The organism is Polyangium fumosum, from assembly GCF_005144585.1.
Classification (GTDB): domain Bacteria; phylum Myxococcota_A; class Polyangia; order Polyangiales; family Polyangiaceae; genus Polyangium; species Polyangium fumosum.
Map to the genome: position 1 here is coordinate 1 of NZ_SSMQ01000004.1, position 18,697 is coordinate 18,697.

12 protein-coding genes are annotated in these 18,697 nt (G+C 70.4%); 7 read left to right on the forward strand and 5 right to left on the reverse strand.

Features of this window, described 5'->3' with window-relative positions:
* From E8A74_RS53780 to E8A74_RS05190, 6 genes are all read left to right on the forward strand, one after another.
* A partial coding sequence (locus tag E8A74_RS53780) for a lamin tail domain-containing protein (RefSeq protein ID WP_211365293.1) occupies positions 1-2,631 on the forward strand: 2,631 nt, incomplete at its 5' end.
* Between the two features lie 132 nt (positions 2,632-2,763).
* Positions 2,764-3,780, forward strand: a complete 1,017-nt coding sequence (locus E8A74_RS05170) for a formylglycine-generating enzyme family protein (protein WP_170228870.1) — start codon at positions 2,764-2,766, stop codon at positions 3,778-3,780.
* Positions 3,765-4,568 carry a formylglycine-generating enzyme family protein gene (locus E8A74_RS05175; protein ID WP_136927800.1) on the forward strand — a complete coding sequence of 268 codons (804 nt, stop codon included), beginning with the start codon at positions 3,765-3,767 and terminating at the stop codon, positions 4,566-4,568. Before E8A74_RS05170 ends, E8A74_RS05175 begins: the two co-directional genes overlap by 16 nt.
* Entirely contained in the window at positions 4,565-5,551 is a 987-nt protein-coding gene (locus tag E8A74_RS05180; RefSeq protein WP_136927801.1) for a hypothetical protein, read from the forward strand. Before E8A74_RS05175 ends, E8A74_RS05180 begins: the two co-directional genes overlap by 4 nt.
* Before the next feature lie 82 nt (positions 5,552-5,633).
* Entirely contained in the window at positions 5,634-6,773 is a 1,140-nt protein-coding gene (locus E8A74_RS05185; protein WP_136927802.1) for an SUMF1/EgtB/PvdO family nonheme iron enzyme, read from the forward strand.
* A gap of 27 nt (positions 6,774-6,800) precedes the next feature.
* Positions 6,801-7,490: an SDR family oxidoreductase gene (locus E8A74_RS05190; protein WP_136927803.1), complete on the forward strand. Its 690-nt coding sequence runs from the start codon at positions 6,801-6,803 to the stop codon at positions 7,488-7,490.
* On the opposite strand, the gene E8A74_RS05195 is transcribed toward E8A74_RS05190, so the two are convergent.
* The 4 genes from E8A74_RS05195 to E8A74_RS05210 form a co-directional block, all read right to left on the reverse strand.
* Positions 7,491-10,457 carry a hypothetical protein gene (locus tag E8A74_RS05195; RefSeq protein WP_136927804.1) on the reverse strand — a complete coding sequence of 989 codons (2,967 nt, stop codon included), beginning with the start codon at positions 10,455-10,457 and terminating at the stop codon, positions 7,491-7,493.
* 19 nt (positions 10,458-10,476) lie between these two features.
* A complete protein-coding gene (locus E8A74_RS05200) occupies positions 10,477-11,118 on the reverse strand; it encodes a S1 family peptidase (protein WP_170228871.1) in 642 nt (213 codons plus the stop codon).
* Between the two features lie 131 nt (positions 11,119-11,249).
* Entirely contained in the window at positions 11,250-12,815 is a 1,566-nt protein-coding gene (locus tag E8A74_RS05205) for a glycoside hydrolase family 1 protein (protein ID WP_170228872.1), read from the reverse strand.
* 84 nt (positions 12,816-12,899) lie between these two features.
* Positions 12,900-13,637: an SDR family oxidoreductase gene (locus E8A74_RS05210; protein WP_136927807.1), complete on the reverse strand. Its 738-nt coding sequence runs from the start codon at positions 13,635-13,637 to the stop codon at positions 12,900-12,902.
* A 156-nt stretch (positions 13,638-13,793) separates the two neighbouring features.
* Between E8A74_RS05210 and E8A74_RS05215 the strand changes: the two genes are divergently transcribed.
* Complete coding sequence (locus E8A74_RS05215; RefSeq protein WP_136927808.1) at positions 13,794-14,126, forward strand: FKBP-type peptidyl-prolyl cis-trans isomerase; 333 nt, start codon at positions 13,794-13,796, stop codon at positions 14,124-14,126.
* A 12-nt stretch (positions 14,127-14,138) separates the two neighbouring features.
* Here E8A74_RS05215 and E8A74_RS05220 read toward each other — a convergent pair whose 3' ends face one another.
* Entirely contained in the window at positions 14,139-18,680 is a 4,542-nt protein-coding gene (locus tag E8A74_RS05220; protein WP_136927809.1) for an nSTAND1 domain-containing NTPase, read from the reverse strand.
* Between the last annotated feature and the right edge of the window lie 17 nt (positions 18,681-18,697).

The window sequence follows — 18,697 nt, forward strand, 5'->3', positions numbered from 1 at the left end:
GCCGGCGGCATGGGCGGCATGGGCGGCGGCGGCATGGGCGGCGCCGGCGGCATGGGCGGCGCCGGCGGCGGCACCCCGGAGTGTACCGTTCCTGCGAATTGCCCTCCCACGGGGAACGAATGCTTGATCGCCACCTGCGACGCGGGGACGTGCGGCACGGCGTTCGTGAACACCGGCACGGAGGTCGCGACCCAGCAAGACGGCAATTGCAAGGTCGATCAATGTGACGGCGCCGGGAATGTGGTCAGCGTCAACGACGACGCCGACCTGCCCGACGACAACAACGAGTGCACGAGCGATTCCTGCGCGAATGGCGCGCCGACCTACATGAACGTGATGGCGGGCGCGGCGTGCGGCGCCGGCATGAACCTGTTCTGCGACGGAATGGGCGCGTGTGTCGGATGTGTGACGGCGGCCGATTGCCAGGGCCAGGACTCGGTCTGCCAGACCCGCACCTGCACGGCCGGCGTTTGCGGCGTCAACAACGCCTCGCAGGGCACGGCCGCGGGGGATCCGACGGACGGCGATTGCAAGCGGGATGTCTGCGACGGCAATGGAAACATCGTCCCCGTGGACGACGCCACGGACCTGCCGGCCGAGGACAACGACGCATGCACCGTGGCGGCGTGTGATCCGACGAATGGGCCGGTGCAGAGCCCGATCAACATCAACGACAACGACCCTTGCACGGCCGACGCGTGCGACCCGGCGACCGGCGTCTCCAACACGCCCGTCCCCATCGACGACAACAACGCCTGCACGGCTGACGCATGTGATCCGGCGACCGGCGTCTCCAACACGCCCGTCCCCATCGACGACAACAACGCTTGCACGGCCGACGCGTGTGACCCGGCGGCCGGCGTCTCCCACACGAATCTGCCGGCGGGCACGGACTGCGGCAATGGCAACCAGTGCAATGGCATGGGCCAGTGCGTCGGCTGTACGACGGCCGCGGATTGCCCCGGCCAGATCACCGAGTGCGGCGCGCCGGTTTGCAATGCCGGCGTCTGCGGCATGACGTTCGCGCCTCCCGGCACGCCGCTCGCGACGCAGATGCCCGGCGATTGCAATGCGTCCGTGTGCGACGGCATGGGCGGGACGACAACGGCGCAGGACAACGCCGACCTGCCGGACGATGGGAACCAGTGCACACTCGACGTCTGCAACAACGGCATACCGTCGAACCCGCCCGTACCCGTGGGTACGGCGTGCAACCAGAATGGCGGCACGCAATGCGACGCCGCGGGGGTGTGCGTCGCGCCGGTGGCGCCGACGGTCACGGCGACGACGCCGGCGGACGGGGCGCTCGACGTGCCGGTGGGCTCGACGATCGCCGTCATGTTCAGCACCGCGATGAACCCGGCCACGCTGACGGCGACGACGGTGACCGGGGCCTGCACGGGGTCGATCCAGATCTCGACGGACGATTTCGCCACGTGCCTCGGATTCGCGGCGGCCGCGCCGACGATGAGCATGGGCAACACCGTCGCGACGCTCGTGCCGGCGCCGGCCCTTTCGTACTTCTCGGCGTACAAGATCCGCGTGACGACGGGCGCGCAGAATGCAGCGGGCACGCCGCTCGCTGCTGCGTACACGACGCCGGACGGGTTCTTGACGGCGGAGCCGGTGAATTCGTGTGTGGGCTCGGTTGTGATTAGCCAGGTGTACGGCGGCGGTGGAAACTCGGGCGCTCAGTATACCCACGATTTCGTCGAGCTGCACAACCGCGGAGCGACGCCCGTGAACATCACGGGGTGGAGCTTGCAATACGCAAACGCGACGGGAAGCTCGTGGAGCAACCAGTTGCTGGCGCTCAATGGGACGATCGCGGCAGGCGGGTATTTCCTGGTGCAGCTCGCCGGCGGAGCGACCGGCGCGCCCCTTCCCTCCCCGGATCAGACGGGCACCAACATCAACCTGTCCGGCACGACCGGGAAGCTGGCGCTCGTGAGCAACACGACTGCGCTTTCGGGGAACTGCCCGCTCGGCGGGGCCGTCGTGGACTTCATCGGGTTCGGTCCGACCGCGAACTGCTCGGAGACCGCCGTAGCTCAGGTTCTGTCGAATACGCTCGCAGCGCAACGCAATGGCGCTGGCTGCACGGACACGGGTGACAACTCGACCGACTTCACGACGGCCGCGCCCGCGCCTCGCAACGCCGCGACGGCCGTGCTCGTTTGTGGTTGCCCCATCGTGGGGACGGTGAACGAGTCGGCCGATCCGACGGAAATCGATTATTGCGTCGTCCAGTACCCGGCGAGCACCGCCCCGCACGCCGGCCAGATGACCGAGACCATTTACGGTCGTGTCTTCGACGCCGGCCTCACGGAGGCAGCCGGCGCGAACGCCACCATCGTGGCCGAGCTCGGGTATGGACCGGCGAACGTGAACCCGACGACGCAGAGCGGGTATACGTTCGTCCCGGCGACGTTCAACATCCAGGTGGACAACAACGACGAGTACCAGGCCTCGTTCACGGCGCCTGCGACGGCCGGCACGTACCATTACGTCTATCGCTTCAGCCACAACGCCGGGTCGAGCTGGACCTATTGTGACCTCAATGGCGCCGGCTCGAACGCCGGTCTCACCTTCGAGGTCACCGAGCTGCCCATCCTCAGCGTCATCCCCTGACGTCCCTCCCCTCCCCGAGGAAGGCCCGCGCGGGCCTTCCTCCTCACTTCCTCCCGGGCAAGCCCTTCTCGCCGCGTCCCTGATGGGGTATCCATCGGGCTTGCCCCTATGCTTTTGCAGCGCGAGGGAACGATGCGCCGAGACCTTTTACGTCGTGCCCTGATCCTGGGCTTCGCCACCCTGCCCTTCGCCGTCGTGGCGAGCCAGACCGCCGCGGGGTGCGGCGCGAGCGAGCCCCCCGATGTCATCGGACAACCCACCACGTCGTCCTCCACGACCGGCACAGGCGGCACGGGTGGCAGCGGCGGCAACGGAGGCAACGGCGGCGCGAGCTCGTCCTCCTCAGGCTCGGGCGCGGGTGGCGCGGGCACGGGCGGGGGCAGCGGCGGCATGGGCGCGGCCGGCGGCGCGGGGGGCATGGGCGGCGCCACGAGCTCCAGCAGCAGCGGGATGTTCATCGACGACGCGGGCGCGAAGGCATGCCCCTCCATCACGAACACGGCGGCCATGGTCGCCGTGCCGGGGTGGGACGGGAAGGCTTATTGCATCGACGCCACCGAGGTGACGAACGCACAATATGCGACCTGGCTCGAGAGTAGCCCGAGCGTCGCGAACCAGAGCGCGACGTGCGCGTCGAACCTCTCGTTCACGCCCTCCACCGGCGCCCCGCCGAAGAACGATTATCCGGTCGGGTCCGTCGACTGGTGTGACGCCTTCGCGTATTGCAAGGGCGTGGGCAAGCGGCTCTGCGGCCGCATCGGCGGCGGCCCCGCGCCTTATTACGCGCACGACGACGCCTCGCGCAACCAGTGGTTCAGCGCGTGCAGCCACGGCGACACGCAAGCGTTTCCTTATGGTCCGGCGTACGACGCGAATGCCTGCAACGTGAAGGACGCGGCCTATGGCGCGGTCCTGCCCGTGGGCACGCTCGCGAGCTGCGGCGGCGGGTTCGACGGGCTCGTCGACATGAGCGGCAACGTATGGGAATGGGAGGACTCGTGTGTCCCCGCGGACGGCGGCGTGGATGTCTGCCGTCGCCGCGGCGGATCGTTCTCGAGCTCGGCGGACAACGTCGATTGTGATGTCGCGAGTTCGCGGCCGCGGGACGCCGCAGAGGCGAACACGGGCTTCCGATGCTGCGCCGATTGATCCGCGCCGCCGCGGCGCTCGGGCTCGTCGCCGCGGCCCTTGGCTGCGAGGGCGGAACGCAGGCGAGCGGCGGGGCGACGGGCACGTTCGTCGACGACGCGGGCGCCTTGACGTGCCCGGACGCCCCCGGGACGCCGCCCATGATCGCGCTCGGCGGATGGGACGGCCGGGCGTATTGCATCGACACGATCGAGGTGACGAACGCGCAGTATGCCGCGTGGCTGGAGATGTCTCCGGACACGAGCGGGCAGCGCCCCGATTGCGCCGAGAATATGACGTTCGTGCCCTCGTCGGGGGCGCCGCCGAAGAACGATTATCCCGTGGTGAACGTCGACTTCTGCGACGCGGTCGCTTTCTGCGCGGCCTTCGGCAAGCACCTCTGCGGGCGCATGACCGGCGGGCCCACACCTTATTTCGGGCACGACGATCCCGCGCAGAGCCAGTGGTACAGCGCCTGCACGCACGGCGGCGAGACGCCCTTTCCTTACGGCTCGACCTACGATCCGAATGCGTGCAATGGCGCCGATGCGAAGTACGGGGCGCCCCTCGTCGCGTTCGTGCTCCCGGGCTGCGGCGGCGGTTCGGAGGGGATCGTCGACATGAGCGGCAACGTGTGGGAATGGGAAGACGCGTGTATGCAGGGCGATGGGGGCGTCCCCGAGTGCCGGCGGCGCGGCGGATCGTTTTCGAGCTCGGCGAAATACATGGGCTGCGACGCGAGGAGCTCTCGGCCCATCCACGTCGCCGAGGACAACACGGGTTTCCGTTGCTGTGCAGGGGGCACATGAACCGGGCCGCCCTTCCGATCCTCCTCGCCTGCATCGCCGGGTGTGGCGGCGGCGGAGGGAGCCTGCCGCCTCGCGCGGGGGCCACGCAACCCGCGCCATCCCCCGCGGCGCAGGGCGATCCGACGGGACCGAGCGACGCGCACGACGACGAAAGGTCCGCCTGGCGGCCCGGCCGATTCATGACGCAGGCCGTCGGGCTCGTGACGGGCGCCGCGCAACGATTCGAACGGCAATCACGCTTCGGCTTCGACGAGGACGCCTCCTGCGTGCTCGGCGCCTTCCTCGAAAATGGCCGCGAGGTGTCGGTCACGCGCCCGCTCCGGGGCGGGGTGCGTTACGTGATCCTCGGCGGAGGCTCGGACGGCGTCGAGGATCTCGACCTCGCCGTGGAGAGCCCCGAGGGCAAGGTGATCGCGGCCGATACGATGGACGACGCGTCGCCCGTCGTCGAGCTCACACCGCCCGTGGACGGCAAATACCGCATTCGCCTGGCGAACGCGAGAAAAGGCGAAGGCGGCGGGTTTGGCGTCGTCGCCGTCATGCGGGAGGGAGGCCAATCGATCTCGGTGCGTCGTTTCGTCGACTCATTCGGCCAGACCCTCTCGAATGCGGCGCGGGCCTCGCACCTCGTCGCGCGGAAGATGGAGGGCTCGCAGGGCCTCGCGTTCCACGCCGACGGCGAGTGGTCGTTCTTCGGGACGATCCTCGCCGAGGAGGAGGGCATCCAGACGGGCGGGCTCGAGCTCGAAGCGCCGCTCAGCGTGGTCCTCGCCGGCGCCGATGGTCGGACCGATGACATCGATCTGGAGGTCCTCGACGTGACGACGAACGAGATCGCCGGCCGCGACGAGGCCGAGGACGCCTCGCCCGTCGTCGCGCTCAAACCCACGAAAGGGCACACGTACAAGGTCTCGGTGACGAACGTGAAGGGCCGCGGGCCCTCGCTCGTGGCGATGCTCCTCCTCGACCTCGACGTCCCGTGACGAGCGGCGCGGCTCGGGGTATAGCTTGCCCCGCCGTGGCGCCGGGAAGACGACCGCGCCGCCCACGCGTCTGACGTGCCGCATGCCGCCTCTGCTCGTTTCTTTGATCCGCCGCGCCGCCCCGGCGCTCCTCGCCTCGGCCCTTGCCGCGTGCTCGTCCCCCGAGACCAGCGAGAACGACGTCGCCCCAGGCGCCTCGTCGCTCCCCTCCCCGTCCGCTTCGGCCGCCGCGCCTGCGCCGAGCGTCAAGGAGCCCGAGCCACCCGCGCCGAAGGTCTTCGCGCCCCTGCCGCCGCTGCCGGACGAAGAGCTCTATCCGGATACGATTGAGGAGCAACGCGAGGCGCTCTTCCGGCGCATGGTATCGATGCTCCACGTCACGGACGAGCAAATGGCCGCGGTGCGCGCCATTTTCGAGCGCTCGCCGGTGCTCGGCCAGGGCAACCCCAAGGTCACGAAACACCCGATGACGCGCAAGGAATGCCGCGAGGCGCGGAACACGGCCGGGGGGTTCGAGCAGGACGAACCGGCCTGCGGCGCGCCGTTCATGACGCCCATCTACGACGCGCTCGCGGGCGAAAAGGAGGCGGACGCGCGGGTCTGCATCGATCGGTACGAATTCCCTGGCATCCCGTGCGAGCACCCGGTCACGGGCCCGACCGCAAAGGAGGCGGCCGAGCTCTGCGCGGCGATCGGCAAGCGGCTCTGCGACGCCCACGAATGGGAGGGCGCGTGTGCCGGGGCCGTCCACGCGCCGGAGCAGGAGTATTCGTTCGGCAAGGCGCGCAAAGAATCGAAGGATCTGCACAACCGAGATCGAGAGATCGTCTGGGCGTACGGCCGCGGGAAGGACCATTCGAAGTGCGCGACGAAGAGCCGCAAGACGAAAGGGTGCACGTCGAGCGGATGGAAGCGTTGCGGGACGAACACGTTCCCGGCCGGCTCGTTCCCGGAGTGCAAGAGCCCGTTCGGCGTGTACGATCAGCATGGAAACGTGGCTGAGCACATGAACTTACCGCTCCGCCCCGAGGAGATGACGAGCCACGGGGGCACGGGACAGACCGAGATGAAAGGGAGCTGGTTCATCTTCTCGGACTTCGAGGCCCACCCGGACGATTGCCGGTGGCGCGCGCCCGACTGGCACGGGACCCGCGTGACGGATCCCAACAGCCACGGCAATTACCATCTCGGTTTCCGTTGCTGCAAATCGGTCGGGAAATGACCGAGCGGCCGTGCTATACCCCACAACATGCGCATCGTGATCACTGGAGCGAACCGAGGCATCGGCCTCGAGCTCGCCCGTAGGTATCTGGAGCGGGGCGACCACGTGGACGCCGGCGTCCGAAACCCCGAAGCCGCCCGCGAGCTCGCCGCGCTCGGAAAGGACGCGGGCGGGCGGCTGCGCGTCTTCGCCTGCGATGTCGCGGACGATACGAGCGTGCGCGCCTTCGCCGCCGCGATCGGCGACGTGGCGGTGGACGTGCTCCTCAACAACGCGGGCGTCATGGGCAAATGGCTCTCGCTCGCGGACCTCGATTTCGCGGACGTGACGCGGACCTTCGATACGAACGCCGTGGGGTCGCTGCGCGTCGCGTCGGCGCTGCTCCCGCACCTCCGGCGGAGCTCGGTGCGCAAGGTCGTGAACGTGTCGAGCCGCATGGGCTCCATCGCGGAGAACACGGACGGCGGGGCGTACGCTTATCGCATGTCGAAGGCGGCGCTGAACATGGCGACCAAGTCGATGTCCATCGACCTCCGCGGCGAGGATTTCACGGTGATCTCGCTCCACCCGGACTGGGTGAAGACCGATATGGGCGGGCCAGGCGCGCCGACGTCCGTCGAGGAAGCGGGCGCCGGCATCGTCACGCTCATCGATCGCCTCTCCCGCGCCGATTCGGGCGGCTTCTTCCATTTCCGCGGCGAGACGATTTCCTGGTGATCACGGCGCGGCCGCGCCCGTGAACAGATCCAAGAGCGTGACGTCCACGCTCGCCGCGACGCCGAATTGCAAGGCGTGCGCGCCCGGCATGCTGAGCCCGGACTCCCACGCGCGGAGCCCGGGTCGGAAGACGCCATACACGCCGAGGTTGAAGGGGCTGTCGAACAGGCCCGCGCGCAGGTACACGCCGGGCGCGAGCAACGTGAGGACCTGCGCCCCGGGCAAACGGCCGTCCTGCGCGACGTCATATTGCAGGTAGGCCGCCGGTTCGATCAACGAGACGAACGCGCCGAGGTTGGAATCGCCGCGCCCGGTCGCGAAATCGAGGCCGATCGGCATGGTCAGGGTCGGCGCGACGAAGTGGGGCACGCTCCCGCGCTCGGTGGTGGTTCCGTAGGTGCCGAAGCGCAGCTCGCCACCGACGAACATGCCGGGGAACGCGCCGAGCGAAATCGTGGTGACGCCGGGGAGGTTTTTCCGTCGCCAGCCGCCGATGGGCATGGCGGCCGCGTCGAGGGCCGCGGCGATCCGCGCAGGATCGGACTCGAACGCGAGGGTCGCGAAGAGGCCGCTGTGGCGCGCAAGGGCGTCGAGGGGGCGGCACGGCCCTTTCCCCGCGGCGCAGAGCTTCTTGCATTCCTCGTCCCGGCACATGCGCTCGAGGTCGGCGCGCGCGGCCGCGACGACCCGCGCGACGACCCTGCCCCAGTCCTCGGCGAGCGCCGCCTCGAGGGTCTCGAGGCTCGCCGCGAGGCGCAAGAGCTCGGCCCGCGCCGCGGCGAAGATCGGCGTGATCTCGCCGGGCGAGCAGGTCGCGGCCTTGCAGAGGCCCGGGAACGAGACGGCCTCGGAGAGCTGCTCGCCGGCCGCGACGAAGGCGACGGCGAGATCGAGCGACGCGCGGGCGAGCACGACGGCGGCGCGCTGGAGCGCGAAAGATTGAGTTTGGCTGGCCAATCGTGAGGTGTCGCGGGCGTAGGCTTCGAGGGCCCGCACGATCTCGCCGATCTTCTTCCCGTCGACGTCGACGCCGATCTGGAGGGCCGGCGGGCTCACGAGCTTGGGATCGAGCGGCGCGCGGAGCGCCTCGGCGGCGGCGCGGTAGGCCTCGAACGCCGTGAGCACGGCGCTCCAGCGGGTGCCGATCTCGGCCGCGGGAAACCGCACGAAATTCGACCACCGCACGATCGTCGAGAGTTTTTCGAGGGGCGCTGTGGCTTCGAGCGTCGCAAGGAGCGCGGCATCGACGTCCCCCGTGACGGCCGGTTTTTTCTGGTGGCATACGCGGGATCCGGTCGCGTCGGGGCGGTCGGAGAATGCGGGGCAATCGTTCCGGGAAAAACCCCGGCCGACGAGGGTGAAACACGCGGGGGACGTGGTGAGCGCGGCGAGCAGGAGCGCCTCGGTCTCCTCGGCCCGGCCGGGGCGGGTTTGGCGGACGAGCTCGCCGTACTCCTGAAAGACATGCGGGAGGGAAGCGGCGCACGCCGCGACTTCGAGGCGCTGGCTGAAGAGGCGCCGGGGCCCGCCGCGGAGGACTCGATACCCGTTCGCGCCGTCGAGCTCGTCGCCGAAATGGGAGAGGCTGAGGGCCGCATTCGCGCCGGTCGAGAGGTCCGAGACGAGCTTCGACGCAGCCCCGCGCAGCCGCACTTCCGCGCCGCAAGCGAGCCGCCTCTGGACGCGGGTCTCGCAGGTGAAACGATCGGCGTCGGTGGCCTCGCAAATCACCGGCGCGGAGGCGTCCTCGGCGCACGTGAAGAGGGTGCCGCCGAGATTCACATCTGCCCACAACGAGGCGCCGACGCCGAGGCCGAGCGCGACGCCGGGCCAGCGCTTCACGTCGGAGGCGACGGCGCCCCGGAGCGCGCCGAGCAAGCTCTCGCCGCCGCCATATTGCGCGAAATCGAGGCGGCGCGTGGAGAGCGCGCAGGTCGTGGGCAACCAGAAACCACGAATCTCGCGGTACGAATCCCCCGGCGCGCCGGAGGGCGTCATCGCAGGGCCACAAGCGTCCTCGTGCAATCGCTCGAGGAACCACACGAGCGCCTCGCGCCGGGCCCGATCCCCGACGAAGCTCGCGAGCGCGCGGACGCCGACGTCGAGCGTGGCGGCCGTGAACGCTGCCACTTCGAGGCCGGTATGCTGCACGGTGAAGACCCGCGTCGCCGCCGCGGGGACGTCCAGGAGGGGGAATTGGCGGGCGAGGAGCGGATCGGCCTCGCCGATCTCGGCGAGGGAAAGCACGGTCCGATCCGCGAGGACGACCCGGATCGGATCGAATTTGCGTGCCACATATCGGGCGACGGCCTCGACACTACGTTGATCCGCGATCACGGCCGCATTCGCGAGGGCGGGCGCCGAAAAGACGCAAAGGTTCACGGGCGACGCCGCCGTGTCCCCCCCGGCGCAAAGCTCGGCGCAAAGGTCGGTGCGCAGGCCCGCGAGGCTCCGCGCGGGCTCGTCGAGCCTGCCCGCGACGTCCTTCCGCGCGGCCTCTTCGATGACCTTCCGCTCGCGTTTCACCGCCTCCAAAGCCGCGATCGTTCGCCCGTCGAGGGGCTTCGCGACGAGATCTTGTTCGAGCTTTTTTTGCCGCGCTTCGACGGCCTCGATTCCTTTTCGCTCGGCCACGAGGCGCGCCGCGGCCTTTTCGAGCGCGGCCTTGGGATCGTCGCCCGCCGGTGCCGCGCAGGAAGCCCGCAAGGCGCGGGCGAGTGATGTGAGTGATTCGACGCGGCCGACGTGGACCTGAATCGGATCCCCCGCATCGCCCGGAGGCGCCGTCGCCGTCGCGGCGGGGGTCGTCACGGGCGGCGCAATCGGCGCCAGGGTCGGGGACGGCGCAGGCTGATCCGAGGGGACGACGACGGGCGTGACCTGTCCGGCGCTCGCGTCTCGGAGCAAGACCAAGCCCAAAAGCGCGAGCCCGAATCCGACGATTGAAGGTTTGGTCCTCGTCCTCATGGCGTCTCTTTGCAAGCAATCAAGCACAGCCCATCGCGGCTTCCATGCTGGCGAGCACCGACGGGGCGGCGAGGGTTTGGGCCCGGCCACCTCCGTTCGGGGAAGGCCCGAGGTAAATGCCGACGACCGCGGTGGGCGGGCCCTCGCCGACGACCGCGACGACGGGTCCGCCGCTCATGCCGATGCGGCCCTGGCGATCGAGCAAGACCTTGCCCTCGCTCGGCCGCGCCCGCGCCGGCACGACCGCAGGCGGGCGCGGCGCCTCGTTCCCGAGCGGATACCCCCAGATCTGGCCCGCCACGGGCGCGTCGAGCGTGGCCATGCGCAGTTCGCTCGTGCACCGCGCGTTCACGCGGACGATGGCCACGTCGTCGGCTGCGACGCTGCCCGACGGATACGCGACGGCGACGGCCTCGAGCTCGACCCAGCGCCCGCCGGCGAGGACGCGGATCGAGACCTCCGCGGGCACCGCGCCGTCCGCGAGCGCGACGACATGCCGGGCCGTGACGATCGACGAGAGCCAGTCCGCGATGAAGAACCCGGTCCCCGGCGCCGCCCAGGTCTTGCCGAAACGCGCGCGGATCCGGACGACGGGGCGGTCGAGGCAAGGCTCGGCCGGATCCGCGGCGGCGACCCGGAGCTTCTGCGCGACGAGGCTCACGGGCCTCGCTCCCGAACGCAGGCGCCTTCGTGAGGGGGGGTGCGGGGCGAGGCGTGGAGCACGCCTCATCTTAACGCGCCTCGCTGCGGAAAGCGCGTTTGCTGTGAACAGCGTGGGTGGTGGCCCGGCCTTCATCGCGGGGCCGGATAGGCCACGAGGAGCTCGGGCGGGATCCGGCGCTCCTCGGCGATGAGGCCATAGGTCTCGGCCGTCTTGCGCGGCGTGCGGTTCTTCTGCGGATCGTCCGCGTCGACCGCATAAAGACCGAAGCGCCGGCTCATGCCGTGATTCCACTCGTAATCGTCGACGAGGCTCCAGAAGAAGTAGCCGCGCAGGTCGATCCCTTCTTGCACCGCGCGGCTCGCCCAGGCGAGGTGTCGGACGAGGAAGCTCGGGCCCGCGTCCTCGTCGTCGAGAGGGTGAGCGAGCCCATTTCCCGTGATATAGAGAGGCAAACCATACGTTCGATAAGCGAGCGCCAGCATCTCGTAGAGGCCCCGCGGATCCTCTTCGCCCGCGCGCACGTCGAGCGGATCGAACGTGCCGAGCGGCGTGAACGCCTGCAACATGGGGCCGCTCGAGCCCCGCACCGTGGCGCGTGTTCCATAATTGACGCCGAGCCAATCCATGCGGCCCTCCAGATCGGCGCGCTTCGCGCTCTTGCCCGCGAGATCCGCGTCGAGCTCCCCTTTCGCGACCGCGTCGAGGTAGGCCAGATTGTACAGGTAAAACATGTTCTCGGCCGCCTTCACGTCGAGCGAGCTCGCCGGATCGGCCGGGGACGCCGGGGTCATTGCATAAACGAGGCCGACGTCGGCAGGGCTCCCGTCGCCGTCGGCGTCGTCCGCGTCGTTCGCCTTCACTTCGTCGTACATGCGCGCGTGCGCCTCGACGAGCGCGACGAACACCTCCTTGGCGGCGCTCGACGGCTGCGACACCGCCGGCGGATGGCTGCGCTCGGCGCTCGGAGCGAGGTAGCCCGCGAGGAGGACGGTGAAGGGCTCGTCCAGCGTGGCCCAGCGATCGACGTCCGCGCCGAACTCGCGCGCGACGAACCCCGCATACTTCGCGATCTCCGCGACCGTTCGCTCCCGATCGAGCCATCCCCGCGGCGAACACGCGGCGAGGTCCAGGTGGCACCCGACGCCGTCATGAATCCACGCAGGGAGCGTCCCGTGATGCAGGGTGACGACCGGGGACATGCCACGCACACGGAGCCCATTCAACATCGTATGGTAATGTGCGAGCGCCGCCTCGTTCGCGACGGATCGCAATGCTTCGTACCCGCTGAGGCCGTCGGTCGCCTCGGGAAAGATGCGGCTCCACTCGATGCTGAAGCGGAATGCCCCATTGTGGAGTTCCCCCCGCGCTCGATCGAGATCCATCTCGTGGAGCTCCCAGAAGCCCGGGCCGACGACAGCGGGGTCCTGCCCGGACAGGTATGCCATCGGCGAGATCGTCGTCGCGGGGGAGGTGACAAACGCATACCAATCGGATCCGTTATCGACGCAACCGTCGAGGCCGGGCGTCGGGCAGCCCATGTCGGCCTGGAACCCGCCGATCGCGGTCCCGAAGAGAAATCCCTCGGGAAACGAGAGATCCTCGGCCACCTCGGGGACCTCGGTCACCGGAGGGTCCTCCCCGCACGCGGCCAGCAAACACATCATCGATATGGCGAGGCGGACATCGGTTCTCATGAAGGCGAAACCTAACATGAAACGGAAAAACCGCTGGGTGAGGGAATTCGGAAAAACAGCGTATGATCCAGCCCCGACGAACCCTCACACAATCGAACGTCCACCGTCCACGGCGAGCACCTGGCCCGTCACGAAGTGGTTTTTCGCAAAAAACAGCACCGCGCGCGCCACGTCCGCAGGATCGCCGATCCGCCCGAGCGGGATCTTCCTGCGCAGCCGCTCGCGTCGCTCGTCGTCGACGTCGTCCGGCGGGAGGACCGTGCCCGGCGAAACCACGTTCACGCGCACATCGGGCGCGAGCGCGAGGGAGAGGCCCTGCATGGTCGAGACGAGCGCGGCCTTCGAGATCGAATAAGGGATGTAATGCTTGAACGGCCGATCGGCGCTGACGCAGCCGATCGCCACGACGGATCCCCGCGCGGCCCGGAGCTCCGCCGCGAGCGCGAGCGTGAGCAGATAAGGCGCCTTCGCGTTCAAGGCCATCGCCCGATCCCAGGCGCCCGCGTCGAGCTCGTCGGGAGAGACCCGCTCGAAATTGGCAGCGTTGTGCACGAGGAGGTCGAGTTTGCCCGCGCCGAACCGGCGCGCCCGCGCGGCGAGGCTGCTCACGCCCGTTCGATCCGAGAGATCCGCCCGGCAAAGCTCGACGCGCGCGCCCCGCGAAAGGAAGTGCTCCCGCGCCTCGCGCGCGCGCTCCTCGCTCGCCGCATAATGAATGAGGACGTCGTATCCGTCGTCGACGAGCGCCTCCACGATCGTCCGCCCCACACGCACCGCGCCCCCCGTGACGAGCGCGATACGCCCGTGCTGCTGCTCGCTCATACGACGATCCTACCGTGCCCGCGGGCCCGCCGCGCGCCCGGAGTCGCGCGAGGTCGGAAAAAGACACCACGTTCGTCGCAACGCGCGCTCGATTCGCTTGACGAGCGCCCCGCCGATCGGTCGAATACCGGCCGACCCCGGGAGAGGAGAATCGACATGGAGACCGCTGAACTCAAAATCGAGCTGCTCCGCGAAGGAAACGGCGCAGTGGCCCAGGCTGGAAACACGGTCCATGTGCACTACGTGGGCACACTCACGGACGGGAAGAAGTTCGACAGCTCCCGCGACCGGGGCAGCCCCTTCAAGTTCCAGCTCGGCGCCGGGAAGGTGATCAAGGGCTGGGACCAGGGCGTGGCCGGGATGAAGGTGGGCGAGATGCGGAAGCTGACGATCCCGGGGCACCTGGCCTACGGGGAGCGCGGGTACCCGGGGCTCATCCCGCCGAACGCGACGCTCGTCTTCGAGGTCGAGCTGATCAGCGTGTCCTGAAGCAAGAGGCGTTCACTGCTGCAGGCCGAGCCGGCCGTGATCGACGCGTAGATTCGAAAGGGTCCGCGCGACCGCGTCCGCCAGAGGCCGGCCCCGGGGGATGACCTCGCCTTCCACGTCCCCCGGACGATCAAACGACCACACGAGCACCGATCCCGCCGCATCCCAGGGCACGAACCGCGTGCGCCCCCGGAGCGGCATGCTGCCCACGATCTCGCGGCGCGCGACGTCGAGCGCCACGACGCGATCGGCCGAGAGGAGGAGCATGGAGCGGCCGTCGGGCGCGACGGAGACGTCCTCCCACACGGTCGCGCCCGAAGCTTCGAGCAGGCGCTCGGGGCCACGCGCGCGAAGGACGACAACGCCCGAATCGTCGGCGTACACGAGCTCGCCTGGCAGAGGGCCGTCGCCGAGGGCCGTCGCGCGCGGGCTCGCATACCCGAGGACCTGAACCGCAGACGTCGCCTCGTCGATCCGCGCGAGCGCGCCGGAGCTCAGCGCGATCCACAAGCCCGCGCCGATCCCGCCGCGCGCCGCGCTCGGGCGCACGTCGTACACGTAGCCGTCCGCCGAGGCGATGACGCGGGGCGCAGCAGGCGCAGCGCCGTCGAGGGGCGTCGCCACGAGCGCGCCGTCGAGGCGCTGCGTGAAGAGCGTGCGGCAAGCCTCGTCGACGGCGAGGACGAGGCCCGGCTCGCGCGAGACCTTGCCGATGGTGGCGCCGCTGCGGGCGTCGAACACGTGCCACGCCTCGCCCTCGGGCGCCCACGCGGCGACACGGCCGTCCTGGCAACGGCGGAGGAGGTTGCCCTTGCGGCCGAGCTCGCGTTTGCCGTTGGTCACGCGGTAGAAGCGGACTTCGTCGTCGATCTGGAACGTGATGACGTCGCTCTTCTCGCGGACCACGGCGCGCACCGAGCTCGTCGACGAGGGCGCAGGGCCGTCGCCGCCGCGGAAGCGCACGAGCGGCGCGATCGCGCCGCCAGCGGAGAGGAGGACGAGGTCGCCCGTGACGACGTGGCCGCTCTCCAGGCGATGGCCGCCGAGGAGATCACGCGGGCCGATGGGGACACGCGCGAACGCAGGGACCTCGTCGGGCGAGGTGATGGGCGCGGGGCGCTTGGGGCGCGGCGCGGGTGAGCACGGGGAGCCTTGGGGCAGCGCGTCGCCGGGCGCGCGGCGGCCGGGGCGGAGGTAGTGGAATCCGCCGACGATCGCCTTGTCGGGGCCGGTGGGGTCCGTGCCGCACACGGCGAGATCGAGGCCACCTTCGTCCCAGCGGAGGAACGAGGGCGCCTCCACGCTGGGGCCGCGGAAGAGCGGCGTGTCGGGACGCGCCGGATCGAGGATCTCGAAGGCGCCATGCTCGGCGAGGGCGAGCAAAGGCTCCCGCGGGCCGAAGCGAGCGAGCACGGCCGCGCTCGTCGGTTTGATCTCCGTGAGGCTGCCGTCGCCCGGCCGCCAGACCACGAGCTTCGATCCGGACGCGGCCGCGACGAGGGAGCCGTCGGGAGAGACGTCGAGCACGATGCCCTGGAACGGGTGCGTGTCGACGTCGCCCGAGCGGCGGAGATCCCAGCGGAGGAGGCCGTTTTCCGAGGCACACGCGAGCACGGGCGCCGCATCCGCGACCTCGAGCGCGCCCGTGCAACGACGCGGCGCGATGGCCGCGAGCATGACCTCGCCGTCGGGACGAAGGCGGAAGATCCGCACCTCGCCGGTGACCGATCGCGTCGCGAGCGCCGTGTCGAAGGGGAGCGGGACACGCTCGACGAACGGCGCTTCATGCGGGCGCACGACGAGCGTGCGCGGGTGCAGCTCCGAGGAGCCGGGCGTGTCCGGGTGGTCGGTCGGCGCGGCGTTGTAGAAGGGGTCGTACCGGAGATCGACGACGACGAGGCGCGTGGATCCCTGCGTCGCGACGAGCCACCGATCGTCCCAGGGGAACGAGGGGTTCGTCGAAGGTTCGAGCGTGAGGAACTGGGCGCGCGGAAGGCCCGTGCCCGCGCGGAGCAGATCGAGCGGGAGGGCCGGATCCTCCGCGCCGAACTCGATGGCCTCGGCGATCCAGGCCGCGCGATGGTACGGGTCGTCGACGCGCCGTGATCGGAAGAGGACCTCGGCGACGTACGCGCGCTCCTCGGCCTCGACGCGCGCCCGCTCGGCGCGCGCTTGCCGCTCGTCGATCGCGCGCTTTCCCACGACAGCGAACGCGAGCAAGGCGAAGAGGAGCACGATCGACGCGCCCTTCCGCATCGTTCGCCGCCGCGCGAGGCGATGGCTCTCGGCCACGAGCTGACGTTCGAGCGTGGTCAGCGACGCGCGCGTCCACGCGGGCCTGCGGAGGACCTCCTCGAAGAGCGAGCCAGTCAGCAAAAAATCGGGGTGCGCGGCCGCCCGATCCCAGGCGGTCGCCGCCTCGCGGAGCCGTTCGAGCAAGACGAGCCGCTCGGCGTCGCGGCTGCGGACCTGCTCGATCCGCGGGAGCACAGCGATCGAAGGGTGCGAGAGCTCGACACGGCCGTCACGCCGCCGGAGGAGGCCCTCGCGTTCGAGGCGCGTGAGCACGCGCCGCACGAGCGCCGTGTCCTCGCCGAGGACCGAGACGAGCTCCTCCTCGTCCCAGCGGACGGGCTTGTGATCGGTCGTCGAGAGCCGCAACACGGCCTCGATCGCGACCTCGCGCTGCGCGTCGTCGAGCGAGACGAGGAGGTGTTCGGCGTGCATCGCGAGCGCGCCGACGAGCCCGCCGAGCGCGCGCCATTTCTCCACGGAGAGCACGCGGCCCGCGCGCGCGCCTGCCTCCGGGGCACATTTGTCCCACAACGCAGCGAGCGCGAGCGCGACGAGCGGCAGCCGATCATCCGCGCCGCGGAGCTCACGCTGCACGTCGGCGACGATCGCATCCGCGCCGATCCTCCGGGCGCCCGCGATCCGCGCCGGCCCCGTGACGATGTCGTGCACGGCCGCGGCCGGCGGCGGCCCCACGAAGCGGAGCGCGGCGCGCAGGGACGCAAACGGCGCTGCGGGATCCGCGAGGCCCGCGGCGTGTTGTTCGCCGAGCGCGCAGAGCACGCGCAGCCCCGGCCGCTCGCCGCCCTCCGCGAGATCCGCGAGGAGCCGAGCGAGCCGCGTGTTCGTGCCTTCCGGCGCGGAGAGGGCCTCTTCGAGCGGATCGACGAGGAGCACGAGCCCCACGGGCGAGCTCGCCGCGTGCTGCGTGATCTCCGCCGAGGACGCGCCCACGAGCGCCGGGTCGACAGCGCCGAGCGCCGCGTCGAGCGCGTGATCGGGATCCTCGCCGGGACGAACGGCCACGGCGATCCAGTCGTCCTTGCCGTCGACCGCGGCGCGCGCGAGGTGGGGGACGAGGCCGGCCCACGCGAGCGACGATTTCCCAGCTCCGCGCGGCCCGTACAGCACCACGACGGGCTCGAACGCGAGCTCGCGGCCGAGGCGCGCGACGTCGTCGTCCCGGCCGAAGAGCTGCCCCTCGGCCTCCTTCGGCAGCGGCAAAAGGCCTGCGTACGGCGGATCCATCACGCCGAACGGCCGCTCCCACGCCTCGTCGAAGAGCGCCGCGAGTTTGCCCGCGGTGACCCCTCGTTGCAGCGGATCCACGGACAGGAGGCGCACGAGCAGCGCCACGAGCCCGCGCGGCAGACCGGCCGGATCGGCCGAGAGATCCCGCAGACGGCCGCGGAGCGTCGCGTCACGCAGATCGGACCACCACGCGCTCATCGCAGCCGCATCGGAGACCTCCATCGGCTCGTCGGCGACGTCCTCGTACGGCATGCGCCCCGTCGCGAGCTTCACGATCGTCGCGGCGAGGGCGTACGCGTCGGCCGCGGGCGTGGGCTCGGCGAGCTCGAGGATCTCGGGCGCCATGTACCCCGGCGTGCCCACGACGGCGCGCCCCGAGCTCTGCGCGCGCGTCGGGTGCGACGATCGCTCGTCCTGCGCCGCGACGAACGCCGCCGTCTCGAGCCCCGCGGCGTCCCCGCCCCCGAAGGCCGGCGGCGTGATCTCGGGCGCCTTCGATCCGGCCCGCCGCGAGATGCCGAAGTCGAGCACCTTGAGCGCGCCGTCGTTCGAGACGAACAGGTTCGCCGGCTTCAGATCCAGGTGCACGACGCCACGCCCGTGGATCACGTCGAGCGCCGCGGCCGTCGCGCGGGCCCAGCCGAGCACGCGCCGCCAGGGCACGCGCTTTCGATCGCGCAGCACGTCCGCGAGGTTCTTGCCCTCGAGCAGCTCCATCGCGACGAACGGGATCGCCTCGGGCGCCCGAAGCACGCCCGCCGCGTAGATCGTCACGAGGGAGGGATGCCGAAACGAGGCGAGGAGCTTCGCCTCTTCGGCCCAGTGCGCGGCGTCGTACGCCGTTCGCTGCAAAAGCTTCAGCGCGACCGTGCGCAGCGGCACGCCGTCCGGCAGGAGCTCCTCGGCCCGCCAGACGTCGCCAAACCCGCCACGACCGAGCCGCTCGAGGAGCAAGAACCGGCCGTCGAGGAGCTCCCCCGACGCGTAGTCCCGCGGCGCTTTGGCGCTCATGCGCCGACGAGGCTATC